The 12,438-nt window shown below is 37.8% G+C and carries 15 protein-coding genes and 2 tRNA genes; 6 read left to right on the top strand and 11 right to left on the bottom strand.

Features of this window, described 5'->3' with window-relative positions:
* Positions 1-13 precede the first annotated feature (13 nt).
* Positions 14-1,105 carry an isocitrate/isopropylmalate dehydrogenase family protein gene (locus QMD71_03690; GenBank protein MDI6839949.1) on the top strand — a complete coding sequence of 364 codons (1,092 nt, stop codon included), beginning with the start codon at positions 14-16 and terminating at the stop codon, positions 1,103-1,105.
* Between the two features lie 96 nt (positions 1,106-1,201).
* Here the strand turns inward: QMD71_03690 and QMD71_03695 are convergent, their stop codons facing one another.
* The 11 genes from QMD71_03695 to QMD71_03745 all read right to left on the bottom strand — a co-directional run bounded on the left by QMD71_03695 (position 1,202) and on the right by QMD71_03745 (position 6,844).
* Positions 1,202-2,158: a DNA recombination protein RmuC gene (locus tag QMD71_03695; protein ID MDI6839950.1), complete on the bottom strand. Its 957-nt coding sequence runs from the start codon at positions 2,156-2,158 to the stop codon at positions 1,202-1,204.
* 18 nt (positions 2,159-2,176) lie between these two features.
* Positions 2,177-2,704, bottom strand: a complete 528-nt coding sequence (locus QMD71_03700; GenBank protein MDI6839951.1) for an adenine phosphoribosyltransferase — start codon at positions 2,702-2,704, stop codon at positions 2,177-2,179.
* A gap of 2 nt (positions 2,705-2,706) precedes the next feature.
* A complete protein-coding gene (locus QMD71_03705) occupies positions 2,707-2,982 on the bottom strand; it encodes an acylphosphatase (GenBank protein MDI6839952.1) in 276 nt (91 codons plus the stop codon).
* On the bottom strand, positions 2,982-3,431 hold the full coding sequence (locus QMD71_03710) for a TIGR00725 family protein (protein ID MDI6839953.1): 450 nt from the start codon (positions 3,429-3,431) through the stop codon (positions 2,982-2,984). The genes QMD71_03705 and QMD71_03710 overlap by 1 nt, the downstream gene beginning before the upstream one ends.
* 11 nt (positions 3,432-3,442) lie before the next feature.
* A tRNA-Pro gene (locus tag QMD71_03715) sits at positions 3,443-3,516 on the bottom strand.
* Between the two features lie 29 nt (positions 3,517-3,545).
* The gene (locus QMD71_03720; GenBank protein MDI6839954.1) at positions 3,546-4,220 is read right to left on the bottom strand and encodes a protein-L-isoaspartate(D-aspartate) O-methyltransferase; all 675 of its coding nucleotides are present in this window, start codon (positions 4,218-4,220) and stop codon (positions 3,546-3,548) included.
* On the bottom strand, positions 4,177-4,893 hold the full coding sequence (gene surE, locus QMD71_03725) for a 5'/3'-nucleotidase SurE (protein ID MDI6839955.1): 717 nt from the start codon (positions 4,891-4,893) through the stop codon (positions 4,177-4,179). The genes QMD71_03720 and surE overlap by 44 nt, the downstream gene beginning before the upstream one ends.
* Positions 4,890-5,558: a glycosyltransferase family 2 protein gene (locus tag QMD71_03730; protein MDI6839956.1), complete on the bottom strand. Its 669-nt coding sequence runs from the start codon at positions 5,556-5,558 to the stop codon at positions 4,890-4,892. The genes surE and QMD71_03730 overlap by 4 nt, the downstream gene beginning before the upstream one ends.
* Positions 5,549-6,364: a lysophospholipid acyltransferase family protein gene (locus QMD71_03735; GenBank protein MDI6839957.1), complete on the bottom strand. Its 816-nt coding sequence runs from the start codon at positions 6,362-6,364 to the stop codon at positions 5,549-5,551. The genes QMD71_03730 and QMD71_03735 overlap by 10 nt, the downstream gene beginning before the upstream one ends.
* Positions 6,365-6,444: 80 nt before the next feature.
* Positions 6,445-6,520 (bottom strand) — tRNA-Pro (locus QMD71_03740).
* Between the two features lie 3 nt (positions 6,521-6,523).
* A complete protein-coding gene (locus QMD71_03745) occupies positions 6,524-6,844 on the bottom strand; it encodes a MerR family transcriptional regulator (protein MDI6839958.1) in 321 nt (106 codons plus the stop codon).
* 93 nt (positions 6,845-6,937) lie between these two features.
* Between QMD71_03745 and QMD71_03750 the strand changes: the two genes are divergently transcribed.
* The 5 genes from QMD71_03750 to hypF all read left to right on the top strand — a co-directional run bounded on the left by QMD71_03750 (position 6,938) and on the right by hypF (position 12,437).
* On the top strand, positions 6,938-8,119 hold the full coding sequence (locus QMD71_03750) for a phosphopentomutase (GenBank protein ID MDI6839959.1): 1,182 nt from the start codon (positions 6,938-6,940) through the stop codon (positions 8,117-8,119).
* Positions 8,120-8,156: 37 nt separating this feature from the next.
* Positions 8,157-8,582: a hypothetical protein gene (locus tag QMD71_03755; GenBank protein ID MDI6839960.1), complete on the top strand. Its 426-nt coding sequence runs from the start codon at positions 8,157-8,159 to the stop codon at positions 8,580-8,582.
* Positions 8,557-9,069 carry a hypothetical protein gene (locus QMD71_03760; GenBank protein ID MDI6839961.1) on the top strand — a complete coding sequence of 171 codons (513 nt, stop codon included), beginning with the start codon at positions 8,557-8,559 and terminating at the stop codon, positions 9,067-9,069. Before QMD71_03755 ends, QMD71_03760 begins: the two co-directional genes overlap by 26 nt.
* A 185-nt stretch (positions 9,070-9,254) precedes the next feature.
* Positions 9,255-9,473, top strand: a complete 219-nt coding sequence (locus QMD71_03765; protein ID MDI6839962.1) for a FlgD immunoglobulin-like domain containing protein — start codon at positions 9,255-9,257, stop codon at positions 9,471-9,473.
* 177 nt (positions 9,474-9,650) lie between these two features.
* A complete protein-coding gene (gene hypF, locus QMD71_03770) occupies positions 9,651-12,437 on the top strand; it encodes a carbamoyltransferase HypF (GenBank protein ID MDI6839963.1) in 2,787 nt (928 codons plus the stop codon).
* The last annotated feature ends 1 nt before the right edge of the window (position 12,438 follow it).

Raw genomic sequence — 12,438 nt, forward strand, 5'->3', positions numbered from 1 at the left:
ATATTATGACACTATGCATAAATATAAAATTGCTGTCTTACCCGGAGATGGTGTTGGACGCGATGTTGTAGAAGCTGCACGTATAGTGTTAGATAAGATTGAACTTGATGCAGAATATATCTATGGAGATATAGGATGGGAGTTTTGGAAACGAGAAGGTAACCCATTACCGGAGCGTACTATTGAGTTATTGAAAAATACTAATTGCTGTCTATTTGGGGCAATCACATCTAAGCCAAAATCTGTTGCACAAGAAGAAATAGCACCTCACCTTAAAGATAAGGGCTTTGTATATTCAAGTCCAATTGTCAAGATGAGGCAACTATTTGACCTATATATCTGCTTTAGACCGTGTAAAGCATTTACTGGTAATCCGTTAAACTATAAAGAAGGGATAAATATTGTAATCTTTAGAGAGAATACTGAAGATTTATATGCAGGGATAGAGTTTTATCCAATTCCTGATAAGATGTTAGAGATAAAAGGTATGGATAAGGTGCCAAAGGATGCGGCAATTTCACTAAAAGTTAATACAAAAAGGGGATGCGAACGTATCATCAGGGCAGCATTTGAGTATGCAAAAAAGAACAATCGTAAAAAAGTGACCTGTGTCCACAAGGCAAATGTGGTAAGAGTAACTGATGGTCTATTTCTTGATATATTTAATGAGGTTGCAAAAGAATATCCTGAGATTGGGTCTGACAATGCTAATGTAGATTCTTTATGTATGTGGTTACTAAAGGATCCACTTAACTACGATGTCCTTGTGGCACCCAATTTATATGGGGATATAATCTCTGACTTATGTGCACAGATGGTTGGTGGGCTTGGATTTGCTTCAACTGCTAATATTGGCGATAACTATGCAGTGTTTGAGCCTACACATGGCTCGGCCCCTAAATATGCAGGCCAGTACAAGGTAAACCCAATGGCTACACTACTTGCCTGTAAACTTATGATTGAATGGCTTAGTGAATTAGAGAAGGCAAAAAAGTTGGAATATGCAATTTCTGAAGTAATTAAAGAGGGACAAGTAAAAACTTACGATTTAGGTGGTACAGCAACTACACTTGATGTAGCGAGAGAAGTAGTAAGAAAACTGTAGTGGTTCCGCACATAATTATGTGCGGAACGGTTGCCCAAAATGAAAGGGCAGGTATAAAGACATATCCCTACATTTCTTGTGTATTGTATAGGTTTATCACTCTATAGGAAGTGATTTAGTCTTATCATCAGGAAGTTCACTTGTAGCTGTGAGTTTATCACCAAGTTGAACTAATCTCCTCTCCGCTTCATCAAATTTGTTCATTGCGTTCCTTAGATGTGTACGAAGTACATCAAAGTCTACTTTAAATCGCTCAAAATCGCCTCGCAGTCTTGAAATTGATTGAATTACTTTTTGAACACTCTTTTCAATTTGGAAACCACGCAATCCTTCAATAATTACCTGTAAATAAGCATAAAATGAACTAGGTGAAACAGGGATAACTTTTTTCCCTATAGCGTAAGAGAATATGCTATCTGTGTCTGTGTCCTTGATAATCGTCTCATAGTATACATTTTCAGCTGGTATATACATTAATGCAAAGTTATAAGTGCCTTCATCTGGTAGTATATATTTACTTGCAATATCATTAACATGCTTCTTGACATCCTTCATAAATCCTCTGCGATAGGCTACACGTTCTGCTTCAGTTGTACTTTTTATCATAGGCTCAAAAGCACCAAGGGGAAATTTTGAATCAACTGGAACTAATTTATCACCCAAATGAATTACTGCATCCACTTTAGCACCAGTTTTGAAAACATATTGAGTCTTATAATATTGGGACGGTAGTATCTCGTTTAACAGGTGTTCTAAAAATGTTTCACCAAGTCCACCCCTAAATTGAGGTGGTTTAAGTAAATCTTGTAAAGTAGAAATGTTTTTACCTATGTCCAAAACTTGCTGTGCTGCAACAGCCGTATCTTTTATTGCCTTTGTTGTATCCTCCAATCTTGTATTGATTTGCATAGTTGTGCTCTGAAGCTGTTGTTGCATTAAATTGAGTGCCTGATTATTCTTTAAATCATCTATAGCACGATTGGTACGAGAGATAAAAAACAAGAAAATGACTATAAACACCACAAATATACCAAGGATTATAAATGAGGTCATTCCACTTCCTCTTACATTCTAATATTTTATTAGTGAGAACACTTCGTAGCCCTTAAATCTATTTCTAGCTCTCAACTCTGTAAGTTCAACTAAGAAACCTACACCTATTATTTTGCCACATAATTTTTCTACAAGTTTACAAGTAGCAAGCGCTGTCCCCCCTGTAGCTAATAGGTCATCAAATACTAAAACTTTATCACCAGGATTAATCGCATCACGATGTATCTCTAATGCATCAGTTCCATACTCAAGCTCGTATTCTTCACGAATGGTTTTAGCTGGCAATTTACCTGGCTTACGAACTGGAACTATACCACATCCTAATTTATAAGCAAGCGCACCACCAAAAATATAGCCCCTCGCTTCAGTTGACACTACTTTATCTATTTTTTTATCCTTATAGTGGCTATATATTGCATCAATTGTCTCCTTAAATGCATACTTGTCTTTTATAAGAGTAGTTATATCCCTAAATAAAATTCCTTTCTTTGGAAAATCAGGAATAGACCTTATAAGTTCTTTTAACTCAAGTTCTATATTTTCCATCTCTAAAATTTTATACTAAATTCACTAAACTCTCCCGTGTATTCTTCCCATTTAACCTCAACTCCTTTAACTTCAGCAGCTCTCGGTCCCACACGCAACTCTTTTATGAAATCCATAATAAGCCCCTTTTCGCCTTCACATACAACTTCAACCCTTCCATCCCATAGATTTCTAACCCACCCATTAAGGCCAAGTGCCTTTGCTTTAGTTTGGGCAAACCACCGATAGTACACCCCCTGAACAAGTCCTGATACCCATATATGAGCCCTTGATAACATTATTTTTTTGCTAACTTGATAGCTAACTCTACTGCCTCTTTTGGAGTATTAACCCTTTCAATAGGCAAATCTATTTCCCAAGTCTTTAAACCTACAACCGGGACTCCTAACTGAATTGCAAATGCCAGTTCTGATAGTGTCCCATATTCTCCATCTATTGCAATTATTGAATCCGATGACCGCACAATTATGATGTTTCTTGCTATACCCATGCCAGTTACTATTGGAATATCAACCCATAAGTTAGACTTGTCCTTTGAATCGCCCGGTAGCACTCCTATAGTGAGACCACCACCATTTTTTGCTCCTTTACAAGCAGCTTCCATAACTCCTGATAACCCTCCACATATAAGCATATTGCCACTTCTTGCAATTAAGTGCCCAACTTCAAATGCAAGCTTCTCTATCTCATGTGGACAACTTGACCCTCCTATAACCCCAATAATCATAGTCTATTTCATCGGGGGGACCGGATTTGAACCGGCGCCTTCTTGGTCCCGAACCAAGCGCGCTACCAGACTGCGCTACCCCCCGTGTATAAAAATCAAATATCAAATTTAATATCATTCTTTCCATCCGTGCACTCCAACAAGTGGGACAAACATACAATCAAAAAGTTGCTCCTCAATTGGTTTTCCATTAATTTTTCTAACTAATGTAAGAGCTTGAACTATTTTATTGCCTATAGGAATTATGAGTCTACCGCCTTCCTTTAATTGGTCAAATAATGGCTCTGGAGTCTGAGGAGCTCCAGCTGTTACTAATATACCATTATAGGGAGCATAATCTGGAAGTCCATGAGTTCCATCACCTACTTTCACAACTATATTTTTATAGCCTAATTTTTGTAACAAAAGTTCAGCTTTTCTTGCAAGTGTATCTACTCGTTCAATTGTAAAAACTTCGTGCACAAGTTCAGCAAGTATAGCTGATTGGTAACCGGAACCTGTTCCTACCTCAAGTATACGGTCTTCAGGCTTAGGGTCAAGCTGAAGTGTCATCTCCGCTACCATATAAGGTTGAGAAATTGTTTGTCCCTCGCCTATCGGGAGAGGATAATCGCCGTAAGCCTCATCTCTTAAAAACTCGGGGACAAAGCAATGGCGTGGCACTTTACTCATTGCTCCTATTATTCTCTCATCTTTAATACCTCTGGCTATAATTTGCTCTTCTACCATCCGCTGTCTTAAGGACTCAAAATAATTTTTCCCAATTTTTAATTTCTTTAATAGCCTCATAATTAGTTAAGTCAATGCAAAGAGGGGTAACCGAGATATACCCTTGTTTACAAGCTTCAAGGTCTGTACCGGGCTCATCAGAGTATTTAGGTGTCCCCCCAATTAAATACCTGCCCATCCTTCTTTCTACAACATTCTCATAGTTTCTCCTAGCAAGTTTTGTAATTTTAATTCCCCTTGGTCTCCATGGGATATTAATATTCAAAACCATATCTTTTAAGAACTTATTTTCTTTTACAAATTTTACCAACTTCAACGCAAACTCTGCCCCGGTATCAAAATCAAATGGCTTATCACCATAAAAAGACATAGCAATAGAGGGAATACCAATAATAGCACCCTCAAATGCTGCCCCCACTGTTCCAGAGTAAGTGACATCCTCAGCAAGATTTGGGCCCGAATTTATTCCAGAAAAAAGTAACTCTGGAAAGTCATCTAATAAATTATAGACCGCTAATATTACACAATCGGTCGGTGTACCGTATACACTAATTATGTTAGGACTTAATCTCTTTACCCTTAACGACCTTTTTAAAGTAAAAGAATGTGATGTTGCATTTGATTCCTTAGCTGGTGCAACAATTGTCACTTTATGTTCTTTTGAGAGTGTATCAAATAAAGTCATTATCCCATTAGAACGAACACCGTCATCATTTGTTAAGAGGATTCTCATCTATAAAAAATAGATTTGACTGCTAATACTACGAATCTCACAGTATCTATAAAGGGTCTCATTTTACTCTTTTCTTCTCTGTAGATTGTGCTAATTGGAACACTCCCTATACGATAACCTAATCTTGCAGCTTTTATGAGTATCTCAGATTCAGTCTGAAAGTTTGAAGTAGTAAGATGGACTCCTCTCAGGACTCTTGTAGAGAGTGCCCTATATCCGGATTGCGCATCCTTTATTGTCTTGTGAGCCAGAAAAGAAACAACAAAGGAAGTTACTAAGTTAGTAAGATATCTGATAAGTGGCATATTAAAAGGTGAGCGTCTCCTTGTTCCTATTATTATATCAGCTTTATTTTTGTTTATTTCATTAGTAAACTTTGTAATCTCTTTTGGGTCGTGCTGTCTATCTCCATCCATAGTAATCACATAATCATACCCTTTAGCTATTGCATACTCAAATCCTGTCCGATGCGCATATCCTTTACCAAAATTACGCTTATGTTTAAGTAAAACTGCCATCTCACTTGCAATATCTCCACTCCTATCTTGTGAGCCATCGTCTATAACAATTATATCTCTCTTGTTCCAGTGTAAATCTCGTAATAAGTCACCTATATACTGCTCCTCGTTGTACACAGGAATAATGATAGCAATTCTCACGCCCACAATGGCTCAAATACAAACCACTGAGTTATATATCTTTTTATATACTGCTCAAGCACCTTAGCCCACTCTTCTACCCCATTTTTAATAGGTGGCTCAAAGTAAACTCGATACTTGTCCACATCCCTTACACAAAATGCAGGAATGATGGTAGAGTTAGTGCGAGATGCAAGCTCAAAAACTCCATAAGGGAAATAAATTGGCTTTCCGAAGAATTTGGCTTTAATACCAACGCCTGAGTATGTACGGTCACCAAGTGTAGCAACCACTCCCTTACGAGTCAAAGCTGTAATCACATCCCTCATTTTTTCACCTAAATAAACAATTTTCATCCCAACTGCTTCACGACGCTTTGTAAAGAAATCCCTTATATATCTGGAAGGTTGAGCTAATGCAATCACTGTAGGTGAATACCCTAAAATTGAAAGCATAGCTGCACCGAGCTCCCAATTACCGAGATGTGCTGTAAGAACCAATACTCCACTACTTTTTCTATTTACAGCATCATCAAGTCTTTCTTTATTTATTATTTCAAGATAATTAAACAAATTGTCTTTATCTATTTTTGGTAAAATTAAAAATTCGTAAATAAATCTTGCAAAATTTCTGTAAATTTTTAAAGCAGTCTCTTTTAATTCAGCAGACTCCATTTGCCTGTAGACCATTTTAATGTTTGACATCACTGTTTTTCTCTGCTTTCTATAGAGAGTAAAATACATAAGGTCTGCTATTCTCTCTGTGATGAAAACAGCAACTTTTTCTGGAGTAATATGTGACAAAAAAGCAGTCACCCAGTAAAACCATATCATATCATTGAGTTAGACTGAAAACCATCAACCGAAAATTCTGTGTTTATCTGTGTCGTGCTCTGTGAACTCTGTGTCTTTTCTCGGGGCGAGTGGATTTGAACCACCGACCCCCAGCCCCCCATGCTGGTGCGCTAAACCGGACTGCGCCACGCCCCGAAATCAACTTAAAATCTTAAGTAAATCTTTAAGTCCACTTTTAATCTCTTTCAACACATCGTTAGTTAGATTGCTTACATTATTCCCTTTCTTTATCTCTTTGAGTCTCATTCTTGCACCTTCAATAGTGTATTTATCTTTATAAAGTAATTCTTTTATAAGAAGTATCAACTCTATATCCTTAGAAGTATATGCTCTCCTACCTCCATCTGTCTTCTTTGGACGAAGTTCTCTAAACTCTTGTTCCCAATACCGTAATACATAAGGATGCAAATTCACTGTTTTTGACACCTCTGATATTGAATAGTAAAATTTCTCACTCACCTCTTTAAAAATATTCCCTAATTCAATATTTGTCAAGCAAAATTGTACCCAAGAAAAAGCTTGACCTATAAGAAATGTGAGTTATATTAAGTTATGGTGAAGCGGGTAATTTTAGTTCTATTGGATGGGGTTGGTTGTGGTGAACTCCCAGATGCCTCAAAGTATGGTGACAAAGGTAGTAATACACTCGGTAATCTGGCAAATGAAATTGGAGGTCTCAACCTGCCTAATCTTGCATCACTTGGTATTGGAAATATAATTAAAGTGAAAGGAGTACCTGCTGCAAAATCGCCGCTTGCCTCCTACGGAAAAGCTGCTGAGCTATCAGCTGGAAAGGACTCAACTACAGGACATTGGGAGCTCATGGGGCTTATACTCAAAAAGCCATTCCCTACATTTCCTAATGGGTTCCCAGAAGTTATGATTAGACAGTTTCAATCCGCAATCCCACAACGCGGGACACTTGGGGGCTGGCCTGCATCTGGTACTCAAATTATTGAAGAACTCGGAGAAAAACACATAAGGACTGGCTATCCAATTATTTACACATCAGCAGATTCAGTGTTCCAGATTGCTGCCCACAAGGATGTAATTACACTCACTGAACTATACAAATTGTGTGAGACTGCAAGAAAATTGTTTCCTGATATTGGGAGGGTGATTGCACGTCCATTTACTGGTAAACCCGGTGCATTTAAGCGGACACCAGAACGAAAAGACTTCTCATTGCCACCGCCGGATTTGACCCTATTAGATTTGCTTACTAATAAAAGATTGCCAGTGGTTACAGTTGGTAAAATAGATTACATATTTGCGAATAGAGGAATAACCACTACTATTCATATGAAAGATAATCATGATGTGATGAATAAGATACTTAGGGTTATGGATGAGTCAAAGCAGGGCCTTATCTTTGCTAACTTAGTAGATTTTGATATGATATGGGGACATAGGAATGACAAGGAAGGATTTGCAAAAGGGTTAGAGGAGTTTGACAAATGGCTACCAAATCTATTAGAGAAACTGACCCCAGATGATATATTATTTATAACTGCTGACCACGGCAATGACCCGACTACACCGTCAACTGACCACTCAAGAGAATACATTCCAATATTAGTTTATAATCCCGGTAGGGGCGGGGCTTGTCCCTGCCCTGGAGTCAATCTTAGTATAAGGGAAAGCTTTTCAGACGTTGGTGCTACAATAGGAGAGTACTTTGGAATAAGACTCAAAAATGGCAAAAGCTTCTTAACTAAGATACTAAAAGCATAAAAGGAGTAGTACCTAGTTTTCTTGACAAATTATAAAAATGGAGAAGAGTTTAGTTATTAGCAGTGGTCCAGAAAATACTATTAATACCACACATTTCAAAATTCATTACACTACAAGTGGGGGTGACTCTGTTACACCAGCATATGCGGAGTCTATAGCTGTGTATGCCGAACATGTGTGGGATGAACAGGTAACGAACTTGGGATATGAACCTCCTCTTCCTGACTATGGAAATGGAGGCGATGACCTCTACGATATTTATATTCAGGGAATAGGTGATGCAGGTTATGCGCAGCCGGAAGACACGGCACCGGATACTCATCCCTATGAGGATGCGTATACCAGTTTTGTGGGTATAGGTGACATGCTTACAGATGATGAGAAAAAAATATTTCGTAGCCCACAAGTTTCATCATTCCTGTCAGTTCAGTTACAGTATGTGGGAGACAGGATTTTGGCTTGAAAACACTGCTACTTGGATGGCGGATGTAATCTATAATGACATAAATTTTTATGTCCAGTGGCATTTCAACACCGTTTTGGAGGATCCATTGGAAAACCCTGAACTTATGATAACGACATTTGTGTTTGGCGGGGATTACCAGTATGCAGGTTGTATATGGCCGATGTTCCTGGAAGAATATAAGGATATAGCAATAATGAGGAGATGCTGGGAACAAATGGGAATCCACACAGGCTCACACACACTTGAAGATATGGACTATATCTTATCTACTATAGAATTTGTTAATGTCAGTAATGATACTTTCTATATAACATTCAATGGACAGGCTGGCTACTACTGGAAAACTTATATTATCGGATATAACCCACCAAATAGTGATGAATACGAAATACCATTAGAAGATAATAGTCACACTAGCGAACCCTATAGAGTTACTGGTAGTTACAATCATTTTGTGCTTGTCCCAGTAGCAACTCACTGGTAAACATCTGCTAATCTTACTTTTAATTATACCGCAGATACTTCGGTAGTCGACACGTTTCCCCCTGAAATTGTAGAGTTAATCTCTTCTACTTGTAGTACTTACTTAAACGATGGCATGGTTGACTTTATTTGGCATTCTTCAACAGATTACTTAAGTGGTATTGATTACTATGTTCTTCAATATGCATTAGACAATCAAAAGATGCCAATGCAAACATTACCGTTTATAATCTCTTGGGTCAGAAAATAGCAACTCTTGTAAGTGGGGAAATTGAGGCAAGCTATCATACTGTAAGATGGGATGGTAAGGATAACTCTGGTAATAAGCTGGCGAGTGGAATCTATTTCTATAGATTACAAGCGGGTGACTATACGGCAACAAAGAAGATGTATTTAATGCGATAGCTTATTAATTAGACTATTTTACAAGCTTCTCTTGATTGCTTAAAAAGGATGTTTTTTAATTTTTTAGCTCTATTAAGCTTTTCTATATATTTCCCTTCTGAAAATGTACTCTATCTAACAAAAGGCGTTTTAACTTGACCCATTGCTAAATTTATAGTATAATTTAAAGCTGTAATTATGAAGAGATATAGAAAGCACTCCCAAAAGCTTGCTATTGTTCCCAGAATCCTGTGGATAGGCATTGGTAATAAGCTAAAGGGCGATGATGGTGTCGGTCCCACATTCATAGGGCTACTGCGTAAATGTAAATCCCGCCCCTTTACAAAGGAGCGGGATAAATCTCGGCTCAAAAATATGGTATTATTTGACTGTGGTGAAGTACCTGAAAACTATTTATATCCGATAGTAAAAGCAAATCCAGATATAATTATAGTTGTGGACGCTGTCAACTTTGGAGTTGAGCCCGGCACTATTAAGGTATTTAGTACTGATGAAATAGACTCTTATGGATTATCAACTCATACTCTTTCATTAGATTACTTTGTAAAGTGGATTAGGGATGAAAGTAGAGCTAAAATCTTTACACTCGGGATACAGGTCAAGTCGTGTAGGTTTGGAGAAAGACTTAGTAAACCAGTTGCAGAGGCTGTAAAGTTGATGGCAAAAGAAAAAATAGGTGCCGAAATAATACTTGAAGGAGTAGTGCAAGGGATTGGATTTAGGCCATTCTTACACAGGGTTGCAAAAAAGTTCTCACTAACGGGCTGGGTAAAAAATTTCTCAGGTGGAGTAAAAGTATGGGTTGAAGGTAATAAGATAGACATCCTGCTTTTCTACGACCACTTATTACAAGAAGCGCCGCCACTTGCTACTATCAAAAACAGAACACTCGAGTTTAAGCCTGCTAAAGGAGTTAAAGGATTTAAAATAGAGCCAAGTGAGATGGTAAGTGGTAAATCCCGCACCTTTACAAAGGAGCGGGATAAATTTGTGCTTATCCCTCCAGATATATCTATTTGTGATGATTGTTTGCGAGAGCTTCAAACTCTAAAAGACCGTAGATATAGATACCCTTTCATAAACTGTACCAATTGCGGTCCTAGGTTTACAATTATACACGATATCCCATACGATAGATGTAAGACAACGATGGCTGAGTTTGTAATGTGTAAGGACTGCGCAAACGAATACAAAGATATTGAGAACCGCAGGTATCATGCACAGCCAAATGCCTGTCCTAAATGTGGACCTCAAGTAGAGTTAATTCAGAATCGGGGACAGTCCCCATTCGGGGACAGTCCCTATCCTACATGTGGAGATAAAGCAATAAAATTAGCTGTTAAGTTGCTAAAACATGGCAAAATTATAGCAGTCAAAGGGATAGGTGGTTTCCATCTATGTTGCGATGCAACAAATAAAGAAGCAGTGACGAGGCTGAGAAAAGCAAAAGCAAGAGAATTTAAGCCATTTGCAGTTATGTCAGCAGAAGTAGGACTTGTAAAAAAATACGCCTATGTGTCAAAGGATGAGGAGCGATTATTAAAGTCGGTTCAAAGGCCAATTGTGTTATTAAAGAAAAAAAAGAATAATCTTATCGCTCCATCAGTAGCACCTGAAAATGAATATATTGGAGCTATGCTTCCGTACACTCCTTTACACTATTTAATAACTGAAGACTTATTGGCTATAGTAGATACAAGTGGTAACTTTAAAGATGAGCCACTGTTAATAGATAACTGTGAAGCAATTACGAAACTATCGGGTATTGCAGATTACTTACTCGTTCATAACAGGAATATTTATTCAAGATGTGATGACTCGGTTGCTAAAGTTATAAATAACACACCTGTCATTTTCCGTAGGGCAAGAGGCTGGACTCCTTTACCGATAAAGCTGCCAACTAACGGACATTGTATTCTTGCAACTGGTGCAGAATTAAAGAATACTTTCTGTGTAACGAGAGATAATCTTGCTTTTGTATCACAACATATAGGCGATTTGAATAATCTTGAGACATATAAGTTTTATAAATCTACAATTGAGCACTTCAAGAAACTGTTCGGAATAGAGCCAAAAATCGTTGTACACGACTTGCACCCAGAATATTTATCTACTAAATATGCGTATAGTATACAGGATACAGAACACAGGATACAGGTTCAACATCATTATGCTCATATTGCAAGTTGTATGGTAGAGAATGAAGTAGAGCCGCCAGTGATTGGGATAGCATTTGATGGTGTAGGCTATGGAGTTGATGGTAAAGCGTGGGGGGGTGAGTTCTTAATTTGTGATTATAAAAAGTTTGATAGAATTGGGCACTTAAAATATATTCCGCTACCAGGAGGTGATAAGGCGGCGATTGAGCCGTGGAGGATGGCTGTTAGCTATCTCTGGAATGTATTTGGGGAGGATTGCGAAAGATTTATCAAAAGATGGAAAAACAGTAGGTTTATACTTCAAATGATTAAACAAGGTGTAAATTGTCCGTTGAGTTCAAGTATGGGTAGACTTTTTGATGCCATTTCAAGTTTACTTGGACTATGTGATTTCAATACATACGAAGGTGAAGGTGCGATAAGACTTGAACAAGTGTGTAATCTAGAAGACTGCTGTCAAGTTCATCCATATAAATATGAAATAAAGGATGGTGTTGTGGATGTATCACAAATGATGCGTGAGATAGTAAATACGAAATCCAACATATCTGAGATAGCTACACGCTTCCACTATACTATTGTTGATATAACAAAAAGTTTTTGCTTGCAAATCCGTAAGAAATATAGTATAAACAAAGTAGCATTATCTGGAGGTGTATTCCAGAACAAGATTTTGACCGAGCTTGTAGTAAACATGCTTGAGACTGAAAATTTCATTGTCTACACGCATTTAAATGTACCTCCAAATGATGGGGGTATATCTTTAGGACAGGCAGCAGTAGCACAGGCGATAGCAAATGGGTAAA

The sequence above is a fragment of the bacterium genome (assembly GCA_030018315.1).
GTDB lineage: Bacteria > Hydrothermota > UBA3073 > JACQXS01 > JAGMCI01 > JASEGA01.

Coding starts and splice junctions, on each gene's coding strand:
- QMD71_03690 (MDI6839949.1), top strand. CDS start 14: ATGCATAAATATAAAATTGCTGTCTTACCCGGAGATGGTGTTGGACGC.
- QMD71_03695 (MDI6839950.1), bottom strand. CDS start 2,158: ATGACCTCATTTATAATCCTTGGTATATTTGTGGTGTTTATAGTCATT.
- QMD71_03700 (MDI6839951.1), bottom strand. CDS start 2,704: ATGGAAAATATAGAACTTGAGTTAAAAGAACTTATAAGGTCTATTCCT.
- QMD71_03705 (MDI6839952.1), bottom strand. CDS start 2,982: ATGTTATCAAGGGCTCATATATGGGTATCAGGACTTGTTCAGGGGGTG.
- QMD71_03710 (MDI6839953.1), bottom strand. CDS start 3,431: ATGATTATTGGGGTTATAGGAGGGTCAAGTTGTCCACATGAGATAGAG.
- QMD71_03720 (MDI6839954.1), bottom strand. CDS start 4,220: ATGAGGCTATTAAAGAAATTAAAAATTGGGAAAAATTATTTTGAGTCC.
- surE (MDI6839955.1), bottom strand. CDS start 4,893: ATGAGAATCCTCTTAACAAATGATGACGGTGTTCGTTCTAATGGGATA.
- QMD71_03735 (MDI6839957.1), bottom strand. CDS start 6,364: ATGATATGGTTTTACTGGGTGACTGCTTTTTTGTCACATATTACTCCA.
- QMD71_03750 (MDI6839959.1), top strand. CDS start 6,938: ATGGTGAAGCGGGTAATTTTAGTTCTATTGGATGGGGTTGGTTGTGGT.
- QMD71_03755 (MDI6839960.1), top strand. CDS start 8,157: ATGGAGAAGAGTTTAGTTATTAGCAGTGGTCCAGAAAATACTATTAAT.
- QMD71_03760 (MDI6839961.1), top strand. CDS start 8,557: ATGTGGGAGACAGGATTTTGGCTTGAAAACACTGCTACTTGGATGGCG.
- hypF (MDI6839963.1), top strand. CDS start 9,651: ATGAAGAGATATAGAAAGCACTCCCAAAAGCTTGCTATTGTTCCCAGA.